The organism is Paraglaciecola sp. QJM3NY_14, assembly GCF_056173245.1.
This window is the reverse complement of sequence record NZ_CM149664.1, coordinates 3,042,574-3,069,088: the sequence shown is the minus strand read 5'-3', so window position 1 is coordinate 3,069,088 and position 26,515 is coordinate 3,042,574. Positions and strand designations below refer to the sequence as shown.

Annotated in this window: 20 protein-coding genes; 9 read left to right on the top strand and 11 right to left on the bottom strand. The window is 44.9% G+C overall.

Annotation, left to right across the window (positions count from 1 at the left end; translation table 11 throughout):
* Positions 1-36: 36 nt before the first annotated feature.
* The 4 genes from aldA to AC0VYA_RS12930 are packed head-to-tail and all read right to left on the bottom strand — an operon-like array spanning position 37 to position 4,468.
* Positions 37-1,500 carry an aldehyde dehydrogenase gene (aldA, locus tag AC0VYA_RS12945; RefSeq protein WP_475488529.1) on the bottom strand — a complete coding sequence of 488 codons (1,464 nt, stop codon included), beginning with the start codon at positions 1,498-1,500 and terminating at the stop codon, positions 37-39.
* Between the two features lie 5 nt (positions 1,501-1,505).
* On the bottom strand, positions 1,506-2,270 hold the full coding sequence (locus tag AC0VYA_RS12940) for a 2,5-didehydro-3-deoxy-L-galactonate 5-reductase (protein ID WP_011575334.1): 765 nt from the start codon (positions 2,268-2,270) through the stop codon (positions 1,506-1,508).
* 26 nt (positions 2,271-2,296) lie between these two features.
* Positions 2,297-3,322, bottom strand: coding sequence for a zinc-dependent alcohol dehydrogenase (locus AC0VYA_RS12935; protein WP_475488528.1), 1,026 nt, complete (start codon positions 3,320-3,322; stop codon positions 2,297-2,299).
* A 9-nt stretch (positions 3,323-3,331) separates the two neighbouring features.
* The gene (locus AC0VYA_RS12930; protein WP_475488527.1) at positions 3,332-4,468 is read right to left on the bottom strand and encodes a mandelate racemase/muconate lactonizing enzyme family protein; all 1,137 of its coding nucleotides are present in this window, start codon (positions 4,466-4,468) and stop codon (positions 3,332-3,334) included.
* Between the two features lie 180 nt (positions 4,469-4,648).
* Between AC0VYA_RS12930 and AC0VYA_RS12925 the strand changes: the two genes are divergently transcribed.
* From AC0VYA_RS12925 to AC0VYA_RS12910, 4 genes are all read left to right on the top strand, one after another.
* Positions 4,649-5,254: an FCD domain-containing protein gene (locus AC0VYA_RS12925; protein WP_473481199.1), complete on the top strand. Its 606-nt coding sequence runs from the start codon at positions 4,649-4,651 to the stop codon at positions 5,252-5,254.
* A 557-nt stretch (positions 5,255-5,811) separates the two neighbouring features.
* Positions 5,812-8,586, top strand: coding sequence for a TonB-dependent receptor (locus AC0VYA_RS12920; protein ID WP_475488526.1), 2,775 nt, complete (start codon positions 5,812-5,814; stop codon positions 8,584-8,586).
* A gap of 183 nt (positions 8,587-8,769) precedes the next feature.
* The gene (locus AC0VYA_RS12915; RefSeq protein WP_475488525.1) at positions 8,770-10,323 is read left to right on the top strand and encodes a tryptophan halogenase family protein; all 1,554 of its coding nucleotides are present in this window, start codon (positions 8,770-8,772) and stop codon (positions 10,321-10,323) included.
* Positions 10,324-10,384: 61 nt separating this feature from the next.
* Entirely contained in the window at positions 10,385-11,101 is a 717-nt protein-coding gene (locus AC0VYA_RS12910) for a SapC family protein (protein WP_475488524.1), read from the top strand.
* A 110-nt stretch (positions 11,102-11,211) separates the two neighbouring features.
* On the opposite strand, the gene AC0VYA_RS12905 is transcribed toward AC0VYA_RS12910, so the two are convergent.
* Positions 11,212-12,930: an ATP-binding protein gene (locus AC0VYA_RS12905; RefSeq protein WP_475488523.1), complete on the bottom strand. Its 1,719-nt coding sequence runs from the start codon at positions 12,928-12,930 to the stop codon at positions 11,212-11,214.
* A 169-nt stretch (positions 12,931-13,099) separates the two neighbouring features.
* On the opposite strand from AC0VYA_RS12905, the gene AC0VYA_RS12900 reads away from it, so the two are divergent.
* A complete protein-coding gene (locus AC0VYA_RS12900; protein ID WP_475488522.1) occupies positions 13,100-13,510 on the top strand; it encodes a hypothetical protein in 411 nt (136 codons plus the stop codon).
* A gap of 103 nt (positions 13,511-13,613) precedes the next feature.
* On the opposite strand, the gene AC0VYA_RS12895 is transcribed toward AC0VYA_RS12900, so the two are convergent.
* Positions 13,614-14,222 carry a LysE family translocator gene (locus tag AC0VYA_RS12895; protein WP_475488521.1) on the bottom strand — a complete coding sequence of 203 codons (609 nt, stop codon included), beginning with the start codon at positions 14,220-14,222 and terminating at the stop codon, positions 13,614-13,616.
* A gap of 164 nt (positions 14,223-14,386) precedes the next feature.
* On the opposite strand from AC0VYA_RS12895, the gene AC0VYA_RS12890 reads away from it, so the two are divergent.
* Positions 14,387-15,904: a DUF3360 family protein gene (locus AC0VYA_RS12890; RefSeq protein ID WP_011575323.1), complete on the top strand. Its 1,518-nt coding sequence runs from the start codon at positions 14,387-14,389 to the stop codon at positions 15,902-15,904.
* Between the two features lie 280 nt (positions 15,905-16,184).
* On the top strand, positions 16,185-16,982 hold the full coding sequence (locus tag AC0VYA_RS12885) for a substrate-binding periplasmic protein (protein ID WP_475488520.1): 798 nt from the start codon (positions 16,185-16,187) through the stop codon (positions 16,980-16,982).
* A gap of 46 nt (positions 16,983-17,028) precedes the next feature.
* Here AC0VYA_RS12885 and AC0VYA_RS12880 read toward each other — a convergent pair whose 3' ends face one another.
* From AC0VYA_RS12880 to AC0VYA_RS12860, 5 genes are all read right to left on the bottom strand, one after another.
* Positions 17,029-18,366, bottom strand: coding sequence for a serine hydrolase domain-containing protein (locus tag AC0VYA_RS12880; protein ID WP_475488519.1), 1,338 nt, complete (start codon positions 18,364-18,366; stop codon positions 17,029-17,031).
* A gap of 147 nt (positions 18,367-18,513) precedes the next feature.
* Positions 18,514-19,878, bottom strand: a complete 1,365-nt coding sequence (locus AC0VYA_RS12875) for an MATE family efflux transporter (RefSeq protein ID WP_475488518.1) — start codon at positions 19,876-19,878, stop codon at positions 18,514-18,516.
* Positions 19,879-21,123, bottom strand: a complete 1,245-nt coding sequence (moeA, locus tag AC0VYA_RS12870) for a molybdopterin molybdotransferase MoeA (protein ID WP_475491070.1) — start codon at positions 21,121-21,123, stop codon at positions 19,879-19,881.
* 142 nt (positions 21,124-21,265) lie between these two features.
* Complete coding sequence (moeB, locus tag AC0VYA_RS12865) at positions 21,266-22,036, bottom strand: molybdopterin-synthase adenylyltransferase MoeB (protein ID WP_475488517.1); 771 nt, start codon at positions 22,034-22,036, stop codon at positions 21,266-21,268.
* A gap of 35 nt (positions 22,037-22,071) precedes the next feature.
* The gene (locus tag AC0VYA_RS12860; protein WP_475488516.1) at positions 22,072-22,953 is read right to left on the bottom strand and encodes a TraB/GumN family protein; all 882 of its coding nucleotides are present in this window, start codon (positions 22,951-22,953) and stop codon (positions 22,072-22,074) included.
* 576 nt (positions 22,954-23,529) lie between these two features.
* Here AC0VYA_RS12860 and nirB point away from each other — a divergent pair.
* Both nirB and nirD read left to right on the top strand, forming a co-directional pair.
* Positions 23,530-26,115, top strand: coding sequence for a nitrite reductase large subunit NirB (gene nirB / locus AC0VYA_RS12855; RefSeq protein ID WP_475488515.1), 2,586 nt, complete (start codon positions 23,530-23,532; stop codon positions 26,113-26,115).
* Positions 26,116-26,125: 10 nt separating this feature from the next.
* Complete coding sequence (gene nirD / locus AC0VYA_RS12850) at positions 26,126-26,470, top strand: nitrite reductase small subunit NirD (RefSeq protein ID WP_473481177.1); 345 nt, start codon at positions 26,126-26,128, stop codon at positions 26,468-26,470.
* Positions 26,471-26,515: the final 45 nt, after the last annotated feature.

The following is a 26,515-nucleotide window of genomic DNA, read 5'->3' as shown; positions in this document are numbered from 1 at the left end:
AGTGAGCGTTGTTGCGATATAGAATCCAATAAAGAACTAAGCCTCATTGATATAAACGGTTTTCTTTTCCAGGTATTGCTCAAGGCCAAACTTACCGTCTTCACCGCCAAAACCGCTTTGTTTCCAGCCGTTGTGGAAGCCCTGATGCTGCTCACCCATTCCGCGGTTGATATACACTTCACCGACTTCTAAATCACTGATAGCTTGATTAATATTGGCAAAGCTTTGGGTGTGTACGTAAGCGCTTAAACCATAGATGCTGTCGTTACAAAACTCGATAGCTTGTTCCATACTACTGACTTTAACAATAGGTAGAATGGGGCCGAAGGTTTCTTCGTGCACCACTATGTTGTCTTGTTTAACATCCACTAAAACGGTGGGCTCATACCAACAGCCGCCTTCGAAGCCTTCAACTGTTGCCGTTCTACCGCCAGTGGCAACCGTTGCACCTTGCTTGATGGCTTCATGCACTATGTGGTCGATATTATCTATTTCACGCTGGTTACACTTAGGGCCCATTTGTGAATCTGCATCCATAGGATCCCCGACTTTCAACCCTTTCACCAAAGGTAAGAATTTAGCCATAAACTCATCGTAAACACCTGCATGAACATATAAGCGCTCTACACAAGTGCATACCTGTCCGCAGTTGGCAAAACGCCCCCAAAGTGCATCTTCTGCCGCCTTATCAAGATCGGCATCATCCATGACGACCATCGGCGCTTTACCACCTAGCTCAAGCATGACAGGGGTCATATACTCTGCGCTGGTTTTATAAATTTGTTTACCCGCGACAGTGGAGCCTGTCATGGTGATCATTTTAGTGATGGGGCTTTCACATAAGGTTTGCCCGACCACTGAGCCCGTGCCATTTATGACGTTTAATACGCCATCGGGAAGGCCTGCTTCTTTGGCAATACGCCCAAGCTCTGTCGTTGCAAGTGGCGTTTCTTGGGTAGGCTTTAACACCATGGTATTACCGGTAATAAGCGCAGGGCCAATTTTTCGACCGGCTAATGCCAGAGGGAAATTCCAGGCGGTAATGCCCACAACCACGCCTCTTGGTACCTTATGAATGTATATTTTTTCGTCCTGATTATCTGAAGGCAAAATGTCGCCTTCTATGGTCAGGGCATTGTCACATGCGTAGTCGATAAACGTAGCGGTTACGTCCACTTCCATTTCGGCTACTGATAACAATTTTCCTTGCTCAGCGACGAGCATAGGGGCAAGAATGTGTTTATTCTCACGAATTTTGTTAGCGAAGGTACGCAGCATATTCTGGCGTGTACGAGCGGTTAATTTGGCCCATGCTTTTTGCGCGGCCTGAGCCACCTCTAGGGCATTTTCAGCATCCGCTTTACAACCTGCCGGTATTTCGCCTATGACTTTGCCAGTTGACGGGCTAAGTATGTCAATCGTATCGGATTCGTTAGAGGGCACATATTGCCCTCCAATGAAATTAACCTTGTTTTTAAAGTGTAAATCTTGAACAGTCATTGAGATTATCTCCCCATCCAGCCGCCATCGACCAATAAAATAGCGCCATTGACGTAACTGGCAGCGTCAGAAGCTAAAAATACCGCAGGCCCTTTAAAGTCGTCAGGGTTGCCCCAGCGACCTTGCGGAATTCGGCCTAAAATTGCCGCCGAGCGCTCGCTATCTTCGCGCAATGCTTGTGTATTGTCAGTATCAATATAACCCGGGGCAATAGCGTTAACATTCACGCCTTTGCCTGCCCATTCGTTTGACAGTGCCATCACCAATTGACCAATAGCGCCTTTACTTGCCGCGTAGCCCGGTACCGTGATGCCGCCTTGAAAGGTGAGTAATGATGCAGTGAAAATGATTTTTCCCGACTGGCGGGCCACCATCTCTTTGCCAATTTCTCGGCTAAGAATGAACTGAGAGTTTAAGTTTACGTCAATCACTTTATCCCATAAATCATCGCCATGTTCCGCTGCGGGAGCACGCAAAATAGTGCCTGCGTTATTCACCAAAATATCGATTTTAGGAAAATCAGCTTTAACTTCTTTAATAAAAGCGTACAACGCATCACGGTCTGAAAAGTCACATTGATAACCTTTGAAATTACGACCCAGTGCTTTCACTTCGTTTTCAACGTCTGAACCTTCAAGCGCTAAGCTTGCTGAAACGCCAATGATATCCGCGCCTGCTTCGGCCAGCCCTAGCGCGATCCCTTTACCTATGCCGCGCTTACAACCCGTTACTAGAGCAACTTTACCTTCTAAACTGAATTTTTCTAACATATTAATTTTCCTTTCTGCCCTATTTTTTATTGCTCAGCGTTACATTCAACCAGGGCTTTCATGCCCTGCGGATTGCCGTCCATATTGGCGAATGCACTGCCGATATCTGCCAGCGGACTCACAGAGCTGATGAAAGGTTTTAAGTCTATTTGACCACTGGCGATTAATTCAATTGCCCAATCAAAATCAGCGGCTTCATAAACGCGGGCACCTAATAGTTCAAGCTCTTTCCAGAAGAACTGGAACAAATCAATTGGTGGTGCAGTGGAATGAATCGCCACCATCACTATGCGGCCACGACGTCCAGCAATTTGGGTCATCGATTGAATGGCGGGTAACACGCCCGATACTTCAAATACTACATCAGCACCTTTTGTCCCTGTCCATTCGTCGACGTAGGCCGCTAAGTCGGTATCCATAGGATTAACAGACTTCACACCAAGCTCGTCGGCAAATTCGCGGCGACTGTCGTTTGGCTCAGACACCAATACCTCAGCGCCAACGCTTTTAGCGACCGCAGCTACCAATTGACCGATAGGGCCACCGCCGAGGATAACCGCTTTTTCACCGGCTTTTAAGCGAGAACGGCGCACGTCATGGCAGGCCACAGAAAGAGGCTCGACCAATGCACCTTGTTTCAAATCCACACCGGCCGGCAATTTATGCAAAGTACGGGCTTTTACCGTCCAACTTGATTGAAAAGCACCAGGGGTGTCGATACCCATGAATTTGAGATTTTGACAAATGTGCGTTAAACCTGCTTCGCAGGTAGGGCATTCACCGCACCAGTCCAGTGGGCGAACCACGACTTTTTCACCAACCGTAAAGCCTTCTACGCCTTCACCGATTTGCGCCACGACCCCTGAAATTTCGTGACCTATGGTTTGTGGAATAGACACACGCTGGTCCATCACGCCATGGTAAATATGCATGTCGGTGCCACAAATGCCCACATAGCCAACATCTAGGCGAACTTCACCGGCTTGTGGTGCAATAGCGTGACCTTCAACTACGTTGAATGATTTATTACCAATATATTGAGCAGCGAACATACGCGCCTCCTAAGAATGTTTAACTAAATAGGGAAGAAGTAACTCTGTCTTGAACTCGACGCCTACACCGGGTGTACTGGGCGCAACGGCTTTGCCATTTTCAAGTTTCAGAGGATGAGTGGTATATCGGTCAATGGGAAACGAGTGTACTTCCAAGTAACCTGCATTTGGCTGAGATGCCATAAGAGATACATGTAATTCGTGCATGCCATGACTGCAAATAGGTAAGTTGTTCGCGTAGCCCATCTGGGCAACCGTTAGCCAACCAGTGATACCGCCAATATTCGATGCATCAGGTTGTAAGAACCCAAGTTTGGCTTGGCTTATCGCTTGGTTGAATTCGTAAACAGTGTGCAGGTTTTCGCCCATGGCCAACGGAATATTGATTTTGCTGGCAATGTGAGCAAAACCGGCAAAATCATCAGGAATGGTCGGTTCTTCAAACCAGGTGATATCATACTGCTCTATCGCCTGAGCAAACTTAATGGCTTTATTGACTGTAAGTGAATAATTTGCATCCACCATAAATATCGCGTCAGGACCAATCAGGTTGCGCACTGCCGCCACGCGGGCCACGTCTTCGCGATAATCTTCTTTGCCCACTTTTATTTTGACCGCTTCAAAGCCGCAGTCTAAGTAGCCTTGGATATTGCCAAGCAATTTTTCAGTGGAAAAATTAAGGTCAATGCCTCCTGCATAACAGTTTACGCGGTCACTGCAGCCCCCAGCTACTTTCCACAAGGGTTGATTCAGAACCTTGCAATGAATGTCCCACAGGGCGATATCGACTGCGGATATGGCGAAACTGACTAAACCGCCACGACCAACATAGTGCAAGTGATATTGCATTTCTTCCCATAAATGATTGATGCAGCTAGCATCTTTACCCATCAAGAAAGGCTTTAGTTCGTCATTGAGCAGTGAGTATATAGCGCGTCCACCTTTACCACCTGTGTAGGTATACCCCACGCCTTGAGTACCATCGGTACAAGTAATGGTGCATAGGATCAGCTCAAAGTGGGTATGATCGCCGTGCTTAGCATCGTTCAACACTTCGTCAAGGGGCACGTTGAATAACTCAACATTGACTGACTGAATTTGTGAACTGTTCATGGCAGGTGTGTCTAGTTTGGTAATGACACTCATGGAAATCCTGACTATGTAAATTGACCGTGAATTAATTGTACATTGTTAACAATTAATTGCAAACCTAATTGATCATGCTATACATATGAGCATTGTTAACTAAAAATATTTATCACACGAAGACTTTTTCGTTTAGTATATAGTACATAATATAATGCCGCTTTTTGGGAAGCTTACCTTATGAAATCTAATAAAATTCTTTCCGTCAGAGAGCAAATCGCTGATGTATTGCGCTCAGATATTATCTCTGGCGAATTAGAGCCGAACACAAAGTTGAATGAACAACAATTGGCTGAACGTTTTGGTACGTCTCGCGGTCCGATCAGAGACGTATTAATTAAATTGACTAAAGAAGGCTTGTTAGTCAGCAAGGACAATGTAGGGTCGTCGGTTAGCAGCCCGCTGACGCCTGAGTTACAAAAACTGAGTATTGAAATTCGTCGTAAGATTGAAGAGCATGCAGTAAAGCAATTGGAAAACAATATATCTGAAGCGGATTTGGCCCGTATGGATGCCATCATCGATAAGATGCAAGAACACTTTGACAAAGAAGAATTTACTGAGCTAACCAAAACCGATATCGAGTTTCACAAGTATTTTGTCGGATTGGCCGGTGGTGAAGACTTAACCAATTTATGGTACCCAGTTGTGCTACGAATGCGTATGAACTATCAACGTATTCGTAACTCGCAAACATTGGTGGACGAGCATCGCCATATTGTTGATGCGCTACGTAAAAATGATTTGAAACTCGCTATTTCCAGTATTCGCAAGAATATAAAATAGTGAGATTAGCCGTCTCACGTAAGTGAGATGGGTGCTAAATTACAAGCCGCTCTTTGAAGCGGCTTTTTTGATTTCTTCCTTTTTAATCCCTGTCTTTTAATTTCTCTTTCTCTTTCTCTTGCTCTTTCTCTTCAGCGTTAACACGTGACAATTGATCATAGAACAACCACTTAATATTCACTTTCTCGTTTTAACAATCGTGCTGTTAACCCCTCGCTAGAAATTCAAAGTTACTAGGTTGCTGTAACAGCTGATTCGGTTATCGCAATTTTATAACGAATAATTTCAGCGGGTTAGTGTTAGCAAGCCAATCTAAATGTATTTTAAAGCGTGTAATAAATGACTCCGCTTGGCATGTGCTCCTTCACTTAACGGGTAATCGCTCTCCTGTTAATTTGTAAAAATAATGTTGATTTAGATTGACTTGTTACTACAATTTTTATTATTGTTTGTGAATTGTTAACAATATTGTTGATGACAATATTGGTTTGGTTATGATGTAAACATGACCAGAACTGATTCATTCTGAATTTCCAATGTTTTTTGAGGTGCACGAAATGAGTAACGCAAAATTTAAACTGAATGCCATATGCATGGCGATGTTAGTGTCATCCACTAACGTTTATGCACAGCAGGAGTCCACAGCAGCCGAAGACGCCGACCTTGAAGTCATTAATGTGACTGGTATTAGAAGTGCGCTAAGTAAATCTGCATCGATCAAGCAAGAATCATCAGGTGTAGTAGACGCTATTTCAGCAGAAGACATTGGTAAGTTACCAGACACCAATTTGGCCGAGTCATTACAGCGTATCAGTGGTGTGTCGATTGATCGCGCCAACAACGAAGGTAACAAGGTGACTGTGCGTGGTTTTGGGCCTAACTTTAACCTAGTGACTTTGAATGGTCGTCAAATGCCAAATTCTTCTGCATTGCAATCGGACGGTGTTTCAAGAAGCTTTAACTTTCGAGAAATTGCCTCAGAGAGTGTTTCAGGTGTCTCTGTGTTTAAAACGGGTAAAGCTAATGTGGCCTCGGGTGGCATTGGTGCAACCATCGATATTAGTACTGCAAAACCCTTCGATTACGACGGTTTCAAAGCCTTTGCAAGTGTCAAAGGAGTCCATGATTCCAGTGTAGACACAGGTAGTAGCATTACCCCAGAAATCTCTGGCATGATCAGTCAAACCTTTGCTGATGGTAAGTTTGGCGTTTTATTGTCGGCATCTCATTCAGAGCGTGACAGCGGTCGTGACCGTGTTGGTACATCATCAGGCTGGGTACGTAATCGTGCAAATCCAAACGGCGTTGACGCCAGTGCCATTAACACAAGTAATAATCCGACGGGAGCGTATTGGGTACCCTGGACACCTGAAATAGAGCGCTTTGACACCGAGCGTGAGCGCCAAAACGCACAGTTGGTGTTGCAGTTCGCTCCTAACGAAGACATTGAAGCAACCTTGGATTACACCATGTCACGCTTCGAAGAAACCAGCTCCACAAACAAACAAGCGTTCTGGTTCGATAATCCAGCAGGAACTACTGATGAGAATGGAACCTTAGTTGATATTACCAATGTCAATGACGAACTCAATTTTTGGGCGTGGGAACGTTATGAGAAAAAAGAAAATGACTCGGTTGGTTTTAATCTAAAGTGGCAAGCAACGGAATCGCTAAACCTCACGTTTGATGCCCACGATTCAACATCTCATTCGAACCCTGATGGACAAACAGCGGAAACATTGGCTAACTTGAAAAACCCATCGGGCTCGGTTGCTTTGATTGGGGCAAACTTTAGCGGAGAAATCCCCTCTATAGTTGTTGATGATTCCGGCCTAGCTGGTGGCGCGTATAACCCTGACAACATAGTGTCTGACTTGTACCAACTGCGTGGTTACGAGATGGAAAATAACATAAAGCAATATCAGATAAACGGCAACTGGGAAAACATCGAAGATGGCGCACTAGCAGCGATTAATTTCGGCGTTATGCACACTGATTATCAAGTCGATACTTATCTTTCTGAGCGTTTCTCATTTGTTGATATTCCTCTTGATGATCTTGGACTTACGTTTGAACCCTTAGGTGGTTTTGCCGACCAATTCTCTGGTGCAAATGCGTTGTTTCCATACATTCCGCAATTCAGCGCAAATACCTTTGTCGATATTGTTAGAGACCAAGGTCTATTTCGTGCGCCTGACGTGACGACGAATGGGGTGAATGAAAAAACCACCGCCTTGTATGTGTCATTTGATTTCAGAACGGAGTTTAACGATTTACCTATCGATTTAAATGTAGGGGTACGCTATGAAGACACTGACGTAAGTGCTTATTCAGTGCAGCCAGGTATTGTTGCCTTGAATTATCGCCACGCAGAAGAGTTGCGCCCCGTATTTGATACTACAGCAACTGCCCAAGAGCTGGATGGTAACTACACGCGTATACTACCTAATCTTGATTTTAGTATGGAGCTAACGGGAGAAGTGAAAACCCGCTTCTCATACAGTCGCACGCTGGCCCGCGCTGGAATAAGTGCGATGTTCCCGTCAACCAACATTGATGCTAGACCAGAAGGCCCCTTTAACGCATCACAAGGTAACCCTAATCTGCTGCCAATCACCTCAGATAACTTCGATTTTTCTGTTGAATGGTATGACGATGACGGCAGTTATGCCTCTGTGGGTTACTTTAAAAAATTCGTAGAAAACTTCATCGGCGCAGGTGTTGAGCAGCGCGCAATTAACGATGTAAATGGCAATCCATTGCGAGACCCAAGTATCAATCCACGTCCTGGCTGCCCAGATTCATCTGATACGCCAAACCCAGCGTGTTTAAGCCAAGCATCTGATTCTATCGTGATATTTGATGTGGCCACACCAGACAATCTGCAAAATCGTGAGGTTGATGGATGGGAGTTGAACGCCCAGTATATGTTCTCTGACACCGGATTTGGTGCCGTGGCCAACTACACCTTGGTGGACAGCGATGAGTCATTTGACCCATATGACTTTGACCAAACGATTGCATTAACTGGCTTAAGTGATTCAGGTAACTTGGTCGGCTTCTATGAAAATGAGAAGCTTCAAGTGCGGGTCGCCTATAACTGGCGCGATGATTTCTTATTGTCTCTTGGTACTGAGCCAACGTTCACTGAAGCGTATGGTCAGTGGGATTTAAGTATAAACTACGAGATAAACGAAACCTTTACTGTTTATGTTGATGGTTTAAACCTGACGGATGAAACGGTTCGTCGTCACGGCCGCTTCCAAGAGCAACTGATTTCTGCTGAACAATATGGCCCACGTTTCAGCTTTGGTATTAGTGGTAAATGGTAGGGGCGCCACTACAGAGCATTCAGGTAAACATGCACGTGAATGCTGAGCTGACGCTATAAGCATTAAATCGAGCCGCCTTTATGGGCGGCTTTTTATTATCGGTGAAAAGCATGGCTTTTATCACCTGCAAAGTGTTTTACTACCTTTTAGCTTAGCAAGAGAATAAGCCCTCTGGAGAGTCATATGGCACAGGCAATAAAATCGGTCGTGATTGTAGGCGGTGGCACCGCAGGATGGATAACCGCTGGCACAATAGCCGCCAAACTTCAAAGCGAATACGCTGATGGTTTTAGCATTACCTTAGTGGAATCACCGGATGTGAAACCCATAGGTGTGGGCGAGGGAACTTGGCCGACTATGCGTCGCACACTAAAGGCGATGGGTGTTAGAGAGACCGACTTTATTCGCCAGTGCAATGTATCGTTCAAGCAAGGGGCTAAATTTGCCAAGTGGGTCACAGGAGCCGAAGATGATTTTTATTATCATCCACTTGTGTTACCCCAAGACTTTGACAGCACTAACCTTGCTCGTCATTGGATGGAGCGCCCGTTCGAACAGTCTTTCTCGCAAGCGGTCAGCCCGCAAGAGGCGGTATGTGAATTAGGGCTCGCCCCAAAATCAATTGCGACCGCTGAATACACGTCCATTATTAATTATGCTTATCATTTAGATGCGGGACGTTTTTCAGCCTTCTTGCAACAACATTGCACTGAAAAACTAAACGTGCGCCATGTTCTGGATAACGTAACAAGGATTAACGCCGCTGAAAATAATGATATAGTCAGTGTGTCTACAACCGATAATGGCGATATCGAGGGGGATTTGTTTATCGATTGCACTGGCTTTAAATCACTGCTGCTTAAAGAGCATTTTAAGGTTGGTTTTAAGTCCTGCAAGGATGTATTGTTTGTGGATCAAGCTTTGGCGGTACACGTGCCTTATGAGAGTGAAGATGCACCTATTGCATCGCATACGATATCTACCGGGCAACGAGCCGGTTGGGTGTGGGATATTGGTTTGCAAAACAGGCGCGGGGTAGGGCATGTTTATTCCAGCGCTCATACCAATGAGGCGCAAGCGAGTGAAGAGCTGCTCAACTATATCGCCCAAACGGGTGGCCATGTAAACGAAGCTGATATTCGTAAAATCCCGCTAAATCCCGGGCACAGAGAAAAATTCTGGCACCAGAACTGCGTTGCCATTGGGTTATCCGCAGGGTTTCTTGAGCCCTTAGAAGCATCATCTTTGTTACTCGTTGAGATATCAGCGTCAATGATTGCTGACCAATTCCCTACGACACGGGATGCGATGGAAATCGTTGCCAAGCGCTTCAACAGCACGTTCTTATACCGATGGGAACGTATTATCGATTTTTTGAAACTGCATTATATGCTGAGTAAACGCGATGACTCTTCTTTTTGGATAGATAATCGCGACCCAGCAAGCATTCCTCAAAGCCTGCAAGACCAATTGACTCTGTGGCAATATCAACCGCCTTGGCATAATGATTTTGAACATGCGGTAGAGGTGTTCCCCGCGGCCAGCTATCAGTACGTGCTTTACGGCATGGGGTTTAATACGCAGCCGAACCCATTGGGTATGTCAGACTCATACAAACAAAGAGCCACTAATTTTCGCAAAAAAAACACGCAACAAATTCAGCAAATGCTTAAAACGTTACCGAGTAACCGCGCGTTAATAAATAAAATTTATCAGTATGGATTACAAAAAGTGTAAACTTTTTCAACTCGACATGACTCCCGGATAGTCAGCAAACAAGCATAACAAGGAGGCGGCAGTGGCCCAGCCAGTACTAATCGATTTTAAACAGCATAGTAAAACCCTAATAAAAACCCAGAGGGGCGCCGAGTTCGGCGAGAATGTACACTTTATTCCAGTGATAGCCGATGAGGTGAGGGCACTTGCCCTTGCGTATCCTATTTGTTTTTTGAAAGACAATAACACGGGGCAGTTTGGTCTAAATGTGTTGACGGGATTCGAAGCGGGTGAAAACTTATTTTTGCAAAATAATGAATGGCGCACGCATTATGTGCCTATTCATTTGAGACGCCAGCCATTTTTGGTGGGGGTGACAGAAAACGGCGCCAAGCCAACTAGCGAGAATACCGTACTCACAGTGGATATGGATAGCCCCAGGGTAAACATTGAGCAAGGTGAGCGTTTATTTGATGAGCAAGGTAACGCCAGTGCTTATCTGACCCAAATGGTTGATTTGTTGGGTCAATTGATGTCAGGAAACAACCGTACTGAGGTCTTTATCAATGCGTTGCTCGAGCTGGACTTGATTGAAGAGTTGCAACTGAGTATTACCCTAAAAGATGGTCAGCAAAAGCGCTTTGACGGCCTGTATAATATTAATGAAGCGAAACTCGCTGAATTAAAGGGGCAAACACTAGAAGACTTCAAAATGAAGGGCTATTTACAAGCGTGTTATTTAATTGCTGCATCTACTGGGCATATTCAGACCTTGCTGGACTGGAAAAAACAAGCCTAGTAACCACTACAAAAAGATGGGCTGATTAGCGCGCTTCGCGCTTTCAGCCATTGCTAATCGAGTGCGTTTTTAGCAATCTTGCGGCGCTAACCTCGACAGATAATTTTGTATTACTGTTCGAGATTAGCGTGTTGGTATTTATACAAAATCGATTTTAATGCGTCAAAATCAACAGGCTTAGTCAAATACTCGTTCATTCCTGACTCGAAGCATTTTAACCGTTCGCTATTTAGCACGTTCGCCGTTAGCGCAGCGATGGGAATGTCTTTAAAGATGTCGCCCGCTTCACCCGCGCGAATGCGTTTAGTGGTTTCGTAACCATCAAGGTTTGGCATTTGGCAATCCATAAGAATGAGATCGAACCGTGTTTTTTGGCAACGACTCAAGGTGGAGATTGCCTCAAGCCCATCATTGGCGATGTACACTCTTACTGCTAACCCTTGCAGAATTGCCAACATAACCTCTTGATTAATAAAATTGTCTTCAACCAACAAAACTTGCACGTTTGGAAATGTTACGGCTGCGCTAGGCTTTTCTAGCTCGGTGTTTGAACATTGTGAAAAAGCAAGTTTGACAGAGAATTCGAAGGTTGAGCCTTTACCTAACTGACTCTGCACTTTTATGTCTCCGCCCATCAAATTGCAAAGCTGTTTTGTAATTGATAAACCAAGCCCGGTACCACCAAACTTTCTCGTTGTTGATGTATCAGCTTGAGAGAATGAATCAAAGAGATAAGGCAAAGCCTCATTACTCACGCCTATGCCTGTGTCTGTCACAGCGCAGTGCAACTCCAAGTTGTCACTTGAACTCGTCAAGCTATAACGCACTTGTATATGGCCTGACTGGGTAAACTTGATCGCATTAGACAATAGGTTATTGACAATTTGCCTAATACGATAGGGATCACCAACCACTTTGGTGTGTTGTAATTCTTCTTTTATAAGCGACAGTTTTAGTCCTTTTTCACTCGCTTGAAATTGTTGGTCGTGAACCAATTCTGCAAAAAATTGCTCAACATCAAATTCCACTAACTCGATGGTAAGCTCACCCACCTCTATTTTAGAAAAATCGAGAATATCGTTAATGATCACCATAAGGGAGTCAGCGCTGCGCTTTGCTGTTGCTATGTAATCTTGCTGCACTTTTTCGAGCTTGGTTTGCGACACCAATTCGATCATGCCGATAACACCGTTCATGGGCGTGCGAATTTCATGACTCATATTGGCCAAAAAGGCACTTTTGGCTTCTGTGGCAGCTTTGGCTTCTTTTTCGTGCTTAAGGGCGATATCGCGTTCCCGTTCAAGCTCTTGTTGTTTTTCTACCAAGTTTTTCCGAGCCAAATGGGCAAACCAACTGAGTAAGGTACTCATGGCCATCGCAAAGAAAAAATGTTGAATGAGTGCCATTTGTAAAACGTTACTGATGACTATCCACCCAATCCAATTAAACAGCACTGCGCTGCACCACAGAGCTCGATGCGACAAAACGATACCAGAGGCAATGATGGTAACGAATATATTGGTGGTTTGTTCGGGCGCTTGAGACAACCAAAGATGCAAAAAGCTATTTGCACTGGCTAAAAATATAAGCAGTAAAAGGACAACTTCTTTACGCGGGGGATCGATATCATTCGCTCGAAAACCAACGGCGGTATTAATTACGGCTGTGGCTAGCGCAGCTAAGAACAAAATCCACTTAAAAGGCTCTTCTAATAAGAAGAAATGCGCCACAGTCAGAACAGCATAAAGAAAACCAAAAAAATAGGCCACGGGCCTTAGTAGGCTAGTGTTGGAGTCAATTTGTTTGGCTTCTAGCCTTTCTTGGTTCAAGTTGATTGATCACTTCATACTGATATAAAAGCTTAATATTAGAGGAATCTTTACTTATTGTTGTCATATACTTAAGTAGGATAAAGGCATTTGGCTAAGCAAATCCGAATTCCCCATATCACTGGCAACATAACAAGTTGCCATCTCACGTTACTCACAAGGTTGCTCTATGAAAAAATATCTGAGGTCTGTACTCATGGCCGTTTTTTGTTTTTACGGCGTGTTTTTAACGGCATCTGCGAATGAAGACTATACCATCGACAGCGATAAAATCCTTGTGACTGTGGTACTGAAACATCAGCAAGACAAGAGCTTGGCTGAATTACAACAGAAAATGGATGAAAATCGTTTCTGGCAGTCGTTTCCACCTAAAGGCATAGAGGTTGAATCTTGGTATGTGATGATGGGATTAGGGCAGGTGATTACGGTTAACATTCACCCAAAAGATTTACGTACCCTTAACCTTGCCATTGAAAAATCAGCATGGGGCATTTTTGACACGGATATCTACCCAACCTATGAATTTAAGGCGATAGCAGAATCGATAAAAGCAAAAAAAGTGCAGAACGATAGCAAGTAAGCCTTGCTTTAGGGGGACGTGTTTATTCGGTTACTCAGCTTGCATGTTGCTCTTCGTTTTATGGACTTTTATGATTTTCTGGAAACGTTAATCAATGACGAGTTTAATGCCTAATAGCCCCAATAATCCGCCTGCTAATCTGTCTATGTGTTGCTTGAATCGTAAGTAAGTAAGTATGTTGAGCTCTCTTCGTCGACAGCAAGAGTACGACCAAGGAGTACCAAGCAACATCCCCAGTGAACGCGAGTAAGCACAGTAGTGCCTCACCGTATACTGGGATTTCATTTGGCAAGAGAGCGGCAAAAATGCTACCAATGATGATGGCTGTTTTCGGGTTACTCAACTGGGTTGTTAACCCCAATAGCACCGCTTTTAAAAAATTTTTTGTGTTTGCTTCCTCATGTGCTACCACCTTCATTGGTTCACTAGCGTGTTTCCACATCTTATAAGCAAGGTATAGTAAATACGCTCCCCCAAGCGCTTTTAAAGCAACATACATAGATGGCACTGCCTGTAAAATAGCGTACAAGCCAAATATCGCTAAAAGCGCGAAAATAGCGGCACCTATGGCGAGGCCTAGCGTCACACCAAATCCTTGCATTTTTGATTTGCTGACCGCGGTTGTTGCGACCAATATAAAACTAGGGCCAGGACTCATGGTACCGAGCATAAATACTATTCCTATACTGATCAAAAAGCTGTATTCACCCATAAATCCTCTCCACGTTATCTCCCTAGCAAAATTCTACTTACTCTATAAGACCTTTTGCTTATGCGCTAGCCGTCGGTATTTGATTTATTCTTCGCTTCTGTTCAATTTTGCTTTAAACGAAAGCGATTTTTATTTTCAGCAATTCACTCGCTTTTAGGAGACACATGAATACCAGAACACACGACGATGCGGGCTCTGCACCATCTGAGACAACAGAGCAGATTTCTCCCTCAGGCAGTTACGAAGATCTGCACAGACCCAGCTCAGAGTTCAACACTAGAGATGAATACCTCGAACATGAACTGCAAATTATGCAGCCTAAACGCTGGCGAGCAAACTTACCTTTTAGGGATTATCGTTTCGAGATAGAAGATACGATACCGGCACTGGCCGGAACAATTGGCAAGGTGGTTATGGTCAGTGCTATTGCCGCTACCTTTGCAGGTACCCTAGGGTTAAGTGATGCTTTTGTGCTTGAGAATGTTCGTTACGAGCTACTCATCGTCTCGGTTTTTATTGTGTTGTTCTCTGGGTTTATTCTACCCACCGCCAATCTCGCAGGCACCCACGGGCCACTTATTCCTTTGATCCCCATTGTGGTGGCTGCAGGTGGTCATCCTATGGCGTTTGGCTTGTTAATCGGGGCCTTTGGTTTGATATTGGCATTTAGCAAGGGCGGTAGTTTACTCGCAAGGCTTACCAGCAAAGGTGTGTGCGGCGGGCTATTACTGTATTTAGGCTTTATAGGCACTATTTCCCAAGTGAAGAAACTGTTTGCTTGGGCAGAAAGCATCCAAATGACGCACATTGCCTTTATCGTTATTCTTGCGACCATTTTGTTGTATGCCTTATTAGAGCACTTTAAAAAGCGCTGGCTGGCAGTACCACTAAGCTGCCTTATGGGCGGTGTTGTTGCTTTCTTGCTAGGTGCACCTTTTGAATTCCACACTGCACCCGGTTTACCCAATATGAACCCCATGTACTGGTGGGGCGAAAATACCGGCTGGATGCTTGGCATGCCAACCGTAGAAAGTTTTATGGTGGTATTGCCGTTTGCTATTCTGGCGGTCGCTATGTGGTCACCAGACTTTTTAGGTCATCAAGTATTTCAAAAAATTAGTTATCCGCAGCGAACCGAAAAAGTACAAATGAATATTGATGACACCATGCTGAGCGCATCGGTAAGGCAAACCTTTGGCTCTATTTTTGGCGGTGCCAATTTCACCTCGTCTTGGGGCACCTACATTGTGCCGGCGGCCATTGCCAAGCGCCCGATACCTGCCGGTGCTATTTTAACCGCGCTGTTTTGTGTCATTGCTGGTGTGTGGGGGTATCCAATGGATCTCGCTATTTGGCAACCCGTATTGTGTGTGGCGTTGATTGTAGGGGTGTTTATTCCGTTGCTTGAAGCAGGTATGGAAATGACCAGAGAAGGCAAAACCACACAATCTGCGGCGATAGTGGTGTTTGCGTCATCACTGGTGAACCCCGCATTTGGCTGGTCATTAACCATGCTGCTGGATAACTTAGGCCTAATCGGCTGCAAAGAGCGAAGCGCAGAACTAACACACATGAGTCGTTGGATCATCCCATTGGTAATGTTCATTATATTGACCAGCGTCATGGCGATGGTGGGAATGTTACCGGGTATTCCGGCACTGCTTAGCAGTTTTAGGCATTAACAAAAGTGCTCAGAATGTGACAGCTCAATGGGATAAGATTATCTGATTGAGCTGTATCTAAATAAGCTCGAGTTAGAATATGCTTTGCTCGTTTTAGGTTTTTTAAAGTCTATAAACCGTTTTGAACGAGCAGTTTGTAGTCAGTGCAACGTTTCGCTGTCTACAAATCCAAAGATGGATGGCCACGCCTTTACTCATTCACCGTGCTTGATACCTCCGTACAGGATTATTGCCTCTGCGGCTAATTGAAATCCGATGTCAGAGCGCGTAAAGGTAGTATGTGGCTATTGGCTTAAACCCCATGCTGGGTGATAATGACGATTCATTATCTGTTTTATCTGGTTCAGACATGCGTTTTTTTATCTTAGTTTTCATTTTGATTTTTGGATTATTTCCCGCGATTTCCTATGGGCAATATGTCATTCAAAGCTCGGTGTCTAAGGAGTTCATCAACGGGTTACAAGTCAAATATCTTAAAAATATTGCTAAACATATGAACATGGAAATTGAAATCATTCCCATGCCTTTTGCCAGAAGAATAAGAGAATTACGGGAAGGAAATTTAGATCTGTTAGTCGGGTTACGGCGTGTGGATGGTGAGCAAGACGAAGTCGTTTATATCAAACCAAGTTATGAAACCCTGAGACACACTTTTTTTGTTCGCAAAAGTGATGAAAACCAGCTACTGAGTTTTACAGATTTGAGAAAGCTGAATATTGGCGTGACTCGAAATGCAAAATATTTTGAGAGATTTAACCAAGAAACAGACTTGGTAATGGTTCCCGTATCGACGCTTTTACAAAAGATAGAACTGTTAAAGAAAGGCAGAATTGATACCTTTATCCACTTTCAAGAAAGTGCGTTACCACGGATCAATGATATGGGCCTACAAAATGATATTGTTTTAGCCCAGTATCAACCCATTGAAGTGAATAATTATTATGTAACCATCAGCCAAAATTCGCCGTTATTTAAGCATAAACACTTGGTTGAAGCCGCCGTGCGAAAAGCGATTAAGGATGATGAATTTGCGACCATTCGCCGAGAACATTACTTATCTCAAGCTCGCCAAAATTAATGATTAGTACTGCTCTTCTCTGAGTTTCCCTTTCGTTGTTAGGGCATCACTCGCGGATAAACGTGTACTTACCGCCCCCTTGTTTGAGCGCAAAGGTGGTGTAATCAACCTTTTCCCCTTGAGTGGCAAATTGTATTTTTATTCCCGCCGGATCGAAACGAAAATCAGTGCTGGAATAGGACGTTAGGTTTAATACTTTCTGACCGGTGGCTTGCGCTGTCAGAATAGCCCCATCGGTTTTGAGGGTAATGTAAAGCGCTATTTGTTTTGACGAAAACACACCTTGGTATTGGCTTAATTCTCTTTCGGTTAAGGTAATGGCTTTTTGATCAAAGTCAGGTAAATCAAACGGCATATCATAGTAGGTGCTTAAAATGGCAATGCTGATATCGTTCATTGACATGTTCATACCGTTAGAGGTCAAGGTAAAAACAACCTCATCGCCACTAATGTAGCCAGTGTGAGAGGTAAATCCGTCAATTCCTCCTGTGTGTCCGTAAGCGATTCTTTCATGAAACGGAAATGTAAACAGTCCGCGCCCATAACCTTGATTAAGCTCTTTCATTTTCGCCAGTGAGTTTGCTGAGGTAAGCTTGCCAGTCATCAGATTTTCGATAAATATCCCCACTTCAGTCGAAGTAGAGATAATAGCGCCGGCCCCATATGGAATACTCATGTCAGTTTCTGAATGTGCGACCCATTCGCTTGTTGCATGTTTATAAGAGTGAGCTTGATTATCTGACGTCTTAACGGGTCCGCCAAATGTCGTTCTGTTCAGGTTTACTTTAGCGGTAATTCGCTTATGTAACTGATTTTCGTAGCTATCATTTGTGATGCCCTCAATGATAAACCCCAGTAGTACGTAGCCGCTGTTTGAATAACTGGCCGCGCTGTCTGGTGTAAAATCGCTGTCTAAAGATCCAATCAAGCTTACCATTTCAGCTTTGGTTTTAGCTTTAGTCATGTATTGCTCGTAATTAGGGGTATCGGTGAAATTATGAATACCGCTTCTATGGTTAAGTAGCATGGACATGCTGATCAATTCGGCGTTCTTGATTTGCGGGTAGAAGGTTGCGAGCTTGGTATCTAATGCAAGCTTACCTTCATCAATAAGCTGAAAAATCATTGTGGATGTGAATACTTTCGTGATAGAGCCAATACGATACTGAGTGTTCTTATTGGCGGCTTGCTTAGTTTCGATATCTACATAGCCAATGGATTTTTGATAAATAGGTTGGCCATTTTGCACCATAGCCACACTGAACATGGCCTTGTCATGGGTATCTAGGCTTTCTATGTCTTTATCTAACTTGGCTTTATCAAAAGCGAGTGCGCCTGAGCTGAAAACGCAGGTAAGTATGAACAGACTAAAGAGGTTTTTCATGACGGGGCTTAGTGGATGGGCGATTATTTAAACAATAATCGTTAAGCCAATTCGATGCAATGGGGAACTATTCACGATAGCGGGTATTGTATTTCCTTATCATCACAGCCACCTAAAGTGAGTAACAATAGGTGGCTGTAGAACGGGTTAAATGCTTATTTCAACAGGCATGTTTTCTTGGCGGCGCTGCACGTGGCGCAACCTAAGGCCCAGCAAAATTGCCGCTGAGGTTAACCCGCAAATAAAGCCTATCCAGAATCCTGCTGCGGCCATGCGCGGGACTATCCAATCAGTGAGGGCTAATACGCAGCCTATCGTCATGCCGATTACCCAGTAGGAAATAAAACTAAGATAGAACATGGCTGCGGTGTCTTTGTAACCGCGCAACGCAGTAGCTGAAACCACTTGTATGGCATCTGAAAACTGAAATAGGGCTGCCAGTAACATAAGGCCTGCCGCCATGTTTATGACTTCAGCGTTGTTACTGTAAAGCTCACCAATATGAACCCGGGCCAAATAGGTCATAGTGGCAGTCAGTGTGGCAGAGGTTAACCCCATTAATAGTGCTGCGCGGGTAGCCATCTTAGCTTGTGATGGATTGTTTTCACCCAGTAGATGACTCACTCGGATACTGGTCGCCATACCTAAACTTAATGGGATCATAAACATCAACGATGAGAAATTCAGAGCCACCTGATGCGCTGCGACAATCGTAGAGCCGAAAGGCGCCAGTAAGATTGCGACGACAGTAAAAAGTGTGACCTCAAATAAAATAGTCAAGGCAATGGGTAAACCTAATTTGAGGCTAGCCCACATGTCTTTAACGTTGGGAGCAAAAATACGCGTGTAAAGCGCATATTGTTGTAACTTTTTAGAATTGAGGGTGTACACCCACGTGGCAAACATCATGGCCAAAAACACCAAGCCAGTCGCAATACCACAGCCTGCACCGCCAAAAGCGGGTAGGCCGAGTTTGCCGTAAATAAACACGTAATTGGCAGGGATATTCACCAGCAAACCAATAATCATAATGATCATGCTCGGTTTGGTGATAGACAGGCCCTCACACACATTGCGTAACACTTGGTATAACGCAAAAGCCGGCATGGAGTAGAGTACATATCGCACATAATCGATAGTGATCACGCGAAGGTCTGCTTCCATTTCAATTAGCGAAAAGAAAAAATCCAGAAAGGTGCTGAGCGCCAAGGACAGTAGGGCAAAAAACAGTGCTAGCCACATCACTTGATAACTGGCATTGGCGACTTTATCTAGTTGTTTTGCTCCGTTAAAGCGCGAAATAATGGGCGGCAGTGCTAACGTTAGGCCTTGAATAAATACGAGCATAGGCATAGTAAAGCTAAAACCTATGGCCACAGCGGCCATATCGGTAGCGGAAAAGCGCCCCGCCATAATGGTGTCAGATACGCCCATTAATGTTTGGGTTACTTGGGCAATTAATAAGGGCCAAGCCAAATGGGCAAGGGCTTTGAATTCGATTTTTAGGGTCACTTAATAAGCCAATGAGGTAAAGGGTTGAATAAGTACAGTGCTGCCTTGTTCTATACTGCCAGCATCTTGCGCCAGCACGATGTAACAATTAGCATGAGCGATACTGCTCATTACGCCTGAGCCTTGTTTGCCATTGGGGCTGACGAACAATTGGCCGTTTTCGCCCGAACGGTATATACCTCGCTGATAATCAGCGCGCCCAGGGACTTTGCGTATATCACAGTCTGCGGTGGCATTTAATAACATAGCCATGCTCGGCGTTTGCCCGCTTAGCGTTTCAAGCACCGGCTTCACCAATTGCTCGAAGGTAACGTAAGATGAAACAGGGTTGCCTGGAAGGCCGCAAAACCACGCTTTGCTTAATTGACCAAACGCGAAGGGTTTGCCTGGCTTGATAGCCACTTTCCAAAAATTAACACTGCCTATACTTTGCAAAACGTCTTTCACATAATCAGCATCACCGACGGACACGCCGCCACAAGAAAGCACAATGTCACAGCGCGTGTCAGCCTCTGCAAAGGTGCGTTGTAGGCTTTCAGGTTTGTCTTCTACTATGCCAAAATCAATCACATGCGCGCCAAACTCCTCTAGCATCCCGTGCAGGGCATAACGATTGCTTTCGTAAATTTGCCCGCTATTGAGTGTATTGCCAGGTGATACCAATTCATCACCGGTGGCAATTAAGCCCACCTTAAGTTTACGAACTACGGACGCAGTGGCAATTCCCACAGAAGCCAACAGAGATAAATGCGCGGGAGTTAAGCGTGTGCCAGCGTTGAGTACCACCGCACCTCGGCTAATATCTTCTCCTGCCTTTCGCACACTGTTACCGGCTTTAGGCGATTGCATGAACTGAATGCGTTGGGGGGTGTCATCAAGCGCAGCGGTATTTTCTTGCATCACTACGGCATCGGCCCCGCTTGGCATAATGGCGCCGGTCATAATGCGCACGCATTGACCTGGATTCACAGTGCCTTCATAAGGGATACCTGCGAAGGCAGTGCCGACTAATTCTAGGGTGTCTTGTTGCTGCAAGTCTGCAGCTATCATGGCATAACCGTCCATGGCGGAGTTGTCGCTAGGGGGAACATTTACCTGAGAAATAACGTCCTCGGCTAAAATACGTCCTCGAGCCTGCATTAAGTCGCATTGTTCATGCTCTGTCACGGCTGAAATAACGCTGCGCATCGCATCTAGCGCCTGTGATAAAGGTAACAAACCCGGAGTGTCGCAACTGGTTATCATCATAAAAGACTACTTATTCGAGGAATTTCTTAGCCGACCAATATTACTGACAAGGGCCACGTAACGAAAGGCCAAACATAAAATAAAACTGCAAGCAGCTATGTATATGAATATATAATGCTGTTGTGTGTATTGAGCTGTATTAGCCCGTTTTAGAACAAATGCTACATTGCGGGTTTTTAGGGATAGAAAAGCGTTGAAACTGCGAAGATTTAGCATCAAACAGTTGCAAAATACCATTGAGAAGTTCGCCAGCCCCTGTTAGATATTTAATCGCCTCTAATGCCTGCATGCTGCCTATAACGCCTACTAACGGAGGTATCACGCCAGCTTCCATGCAGCTGAGTTGCTGCTCTGGAAAAACCTGACTTAAGCACTGGTAACAAGGACTGTGGTTATCCATCAGGTAGGTGCTCACTTGACCTTCAAAGCGAATTGCAGCGCCGCTTATAAGGGGCACCTTCTGAGTGAAACACAGTTTATTAATTTGCTGGCGAGTGGCTAAGTTGTCAGTGCAATCGAGTACCACATTATGTTGGCTGACGTGTTGGCTAAGCGCATTATCATCAAGGCGCTCATCAATGGTGTTGATAACGCACAGGCTATTATTGGCCAGTAAACTCGTCTTCGCTGAATCGACTTTTTTAACGCCCACGTCTTGTTCATGATGAAGAACTTGGCGATGTAAATTAGACAGCTCAACCTTGTCATCATCCACCAAGGTGATTTCGCCAATACCAGAACTAACAACGTATTGCGCAGCAGCGCAGCCTAAACCGCCTACACCAATAATCAATACCTTGGAACCCATGAGGGCTTCTTGGCCATCAAGGTCGATAGCTGGCAATAAAATTTGCCTCGCGTAACGCAAGGCGAGCGCTTTGGTTAGTGTCGGGGGCGTAATAGAGGGCATAGTGTCCTGATAAATAATGGCCGTTTTCTGCTTCGCTATAATTTTTCTACGCGGTAGCCCTGCGCTTTTAACTGCTTTAATACGCTGTCATCGCCCGCAAGGTGCATGGCACCGACCATAATAAATTCTACGTTCGATGTTTTTAGCATGTCTTCTATATGTGGCATCCAATTAGCGTTTCTGGTGACAATCAAATCTTGGTAAATTTGTGCATAGTCTTGTTTAAAAGGCACGATACTGATGTCCGCCATTTTTTGCATATCGCCCTCGCGCCAACTGGTGCGCATGTCGCCTATTAAAACGGGCATTTTCTTAATGTCTCGCAAGGTGTATTCAATCAGTGCGTCGTTATCGTCACCACCCAAATTGGCGAGAAAACTCAATTGTTCATCTGGGGTTTCAAGCCATTGAATGGTTTTACCCGCGTGAGTGCCTTTGTCAGAGTAAAATTGGTCAACGCCTTCACTAGTAAAGCCTAGGCTTTGCAGTTCGATAATACTCAGGGTAATGCTAATAAGGCTCGGCTTCATTGCCGCCATTTGCGCAATCGGTATACCCCGCTGGGCTAAATGCGTTTCGAGTTTTTGGTAACTTTTTTGTGATAAGTCGTCTTTGAGTGATCGGCCATCAGTGTAAGTCATCATACCTAACATTTTTTGCTGAAACTCAACGCTTTTTACCGCCGTCATATCTGTTTCAAACACTAGGGTGGAAGCGTCTTGATAGGCCGTTTCATATTCACTGGGTAAGGGGTAATCTTCTGGGGCCAAGATATGAATAGTGCCGCCAATATATAAGCTGTTGTCGCCAGAGGTGACCTTCCATACTGAAGCGGCGTCCACCGTGGTGGTGAACATCGAGATGGCCGCAATGAGTGGTACAGAAACTGAGTAAAAAGCCGAGCGAAATAATGACATGTTCAATAGTCTTCCTTTACGAGATAAATAATCGGCTTCTTAGGACTCGTCGGGCTTACTGAGTCAAAAAAGCGCTTAATGAGTACAAATAACCTATTTGTTAATCGCTCAGTGTGCCGCTTTTAAGCAGACAAAGGAACCAAAAATCCGCTGTTTACGGCTGTTTGGGCAAACAATGTGCAATCCATCGATACTTAACAGCAATTCGCGGGAATGATCTAATCCGAGAGTCGCGGTGTTCTGTACACAACTTAACGTAAAGCAGCCCATGGTGTTTGCTCCATTTTAGGTACTTTGCACCAAAATTAAGCGCCATAAAATGCAAATCCCAAATCGTGAATTATAACCATATGAATTATAAGGAATTAATACTTGGCAATGATCCTGCATTAATTTAACTGAACTCGTTTTAGATAGCGAATACCGTTCGCGATAAATACATTTATGTACTGTGCCGGCAATTAGCGCCAAGCATGGAACAGGCAAAGAAGCCCACTCAGACTGTTAGCACTCAGTCGCGTGGGCTTTTTTTATGGGCAAAATTAGTTGAGTAAACACTTCGTTCAGGGGACCAACATGTCAGCAAATACAGTCAATATAGTCGTGGTAGGAAACGGAATGGTGGGCCACCATTTTGTTGAGCAAATCACTAACCACGGCAAAACCGACCCTTCTATTACTTATAAAGTCACTGTGTTATCAGCTGAGCCAAGACTCGCTTACGACCGAGTGCATTTGTCGGAATATTTCTCAGGCAAGACAGCGGACGATCTCGCGTTAACCACGCCAGCACACTATGAAGCATTAGGTGTTGATTTTCACCTTGATGCCGCAGTGGTCGATATTGACAAGCTAGGTAAGTTTGTTAAAACCAAATCCGGCCAGGTTTTCGCTTACGACAAACTCATCATGGCCACTGGCTCTTATCCGTTTGTGCCACCAATTGAGGGGAACGATCAACCTCATTGCTTGGTGTACCGCACCATTGAAGATTTAGAGGATATCAGCGCTTCAGCTAAAGTGAGCAAAACCGGTGTGGTTGTGGGGGGCGGCTTATTGGGTTTAGAAGCGGCGAACGCATTGCGAGAGGCTGGTCTTGAAACTCACGTTGTGGAGTTTGCTCCGCAATTAATGGCGGTTCAAGTCGACACAGGCGGCGGTCGTCTATTAAAAGACAAGATTGAAGCCCTAGGCGTGCAAGTTCACACCCAAAAAGCCACACAGCGTATTGAAGCGGGTCAAACAAGTCGTTATCGCATGTGTTTTGCCGATGGGGATTTTTTAGAGACCGACATGATCCTGTTCTCAGCAGGTATCCGGCCACAGGATACCCTAGCACGCCAATATGAGATTAAAATCGGTGAACGCGGCGGTATCGTGGTTGATAATCACTGTTTAACGTCGGAGCCAGATATTTATGCTATTGGCGAATGTGCCCTATGGAATAACTTTATTTTTGGCTTAGTTGCCCCAGGCTACACCATGGCGCGCGCTGCAGCGAGTCATATAACAGGTGGCGATGTAGAATTTTTAGGCGCAGATATGAGCACCAAGCTCAAGCTGATGGGCGTTGAAGTGGGCTCTATTGGTGATGCACATGCTCGCATACCTGGTGCGCAAACCTACATTTATGAAAATCAGCCTGATGGCGTGTATAAAAAAATGGTGGTTAACCATGAGCAAAGTGTGCTGCTTGGCGCCGTTTTGGTCGGAGACACCAGTGACTACGACACGCTTCTACAATATGCGTTAAATGGCATCGATTTACCTGAACACCCTGAAAGCTTGATTTTACCTGCCTCAGGTGATGCGCCAGCAGGTGGCTTAGGCGCAGACGCGCTGCCTGAAACGGCGACCATTTGCTCATGTCACAACGTATCAAAAGGCGACATTATTGCTGCTTTTGATGGCGGAGCCTGCGATTTAGCCAGTGTTAAATCATGCACTAAAGCCAGCACTGGTTGCGGTGGGTGTTCGGCGTTACTGAAAACCGTGGTCGACAGTGAATTGGGCAAACGCGGCGTAGAAGTGAAAAAAGACATCTGTGAGCATTTTGCTTATTCGCGCCAAGAGCTTTATCACATGGTTAAAGTCGGCAAAATTCAAAGCTTTGACGAGTTGATTGAAAAACACGGTCACGGTTTAGGCTGTGAAATTTGTAAGCCTGCTGTGGGCTCAATTATGGCCTCGGTGTGGAATGACTTCGTGTTAGAAAAGCCTCACGTAGCCTTGCAAGACACCAATGATACTTATTTAGGCAATATGCAGAAAAACGGGACCTACTCGGTCGTGCCACGTATTGCCGGCGGTGAAATTACCCCTGATAAACTGATTGTATTGGGTCAAGTTGCGAAAAAATACAACTTGTATACCAAGGTCACAGGTGGCCAACGTATCGATTTGTTCGGCGCGCGAGTTGAACAACTTCCGCCTATTTGGGAAGCCCTTATTGCTGCCGGTTTTGAAACCGGTCATGCCTATGCGAAATCACTGCGTACCGTTAAGTCTTGTGTAGGCAGTACTTGGTGTCGTTTCGGTGTGCAAGATTCTGTGGGTCAGGCTATCGATCTGGAGAACCGTTATAAAGGTCTACGTGCGCCGCACAAAATAAAATTCGGTGTGTCAGGTTGTACTCGCGAGTGCGCAGAAGCCCAGAGTAAGGACATAGGGGTTATTGCTACTGAAAACGGCTGGAACCTATACGTATGTGGTAATGGTGGAATGAAACCTCGCCATGCGGATTTGTTTGCCACTGATTTAGATGACGCCACCTTAGTTAAATATATTGACCGCGTGTTGATGTTTTACGTGGCAACTGCGGATCGTTTACAGCGCACCTCAGTATGGTTAGAGAATCTAGAAGGCGGGTTAGCGTATTTACAAGATGTGGTGATCAACGACTCCCTAGGCTTAGGCGAAGAGCTCGAGAAACAAATGCAACACATCAAAGATACTTACCAATGTGAGTGGAAAACAGCCATTGAAGATGAGTCTTCACGCAAACGTTTCCGTCAATTCGTCAACAGCGAAGAGAGCGATAAAAATGTCGTGTTTGTACAAGAGCGTGCGCAAATTCGACCCGCTACGGAAGCGGAACTAGAGACCCTTGCTAAATCCGGCAAAGGCACAGAGCAAATTATCGATGTTGTTGAGTTGGCGTAAGGAGTCAGTTATGAGCACAGAACAAAATTGGACAGATATTTGTCACCTTAATGATTTGGTTGATAACTCAGGCGTGTGTGCGTTAGTGAAAGAGCAACAAGTGGCCATTTTTAAAGTACGAGAGAAAGGCGAAGTACACTTTTATGCCATCAGTAACTGGGATCCTATTGGTAAAGCAAATGTGTTGTATCGAGGTTTGATTGGTTCGGTGGCAGATAAAACCGTGATTATTTCGCCTTTATACAAACAGCGTTACTGTTTAACAAGCGGTGAATGCCTAGACGATGAAGCGCGTAAAGTCAGTGTCTATGACGTGCGTGTTGAGGGCGACAAGGTGCAGCTAGCGGTGGCGTAATGCCACCTTGATGCAGCCTATAAGTTAATTTTTCAAAAGGCCCCA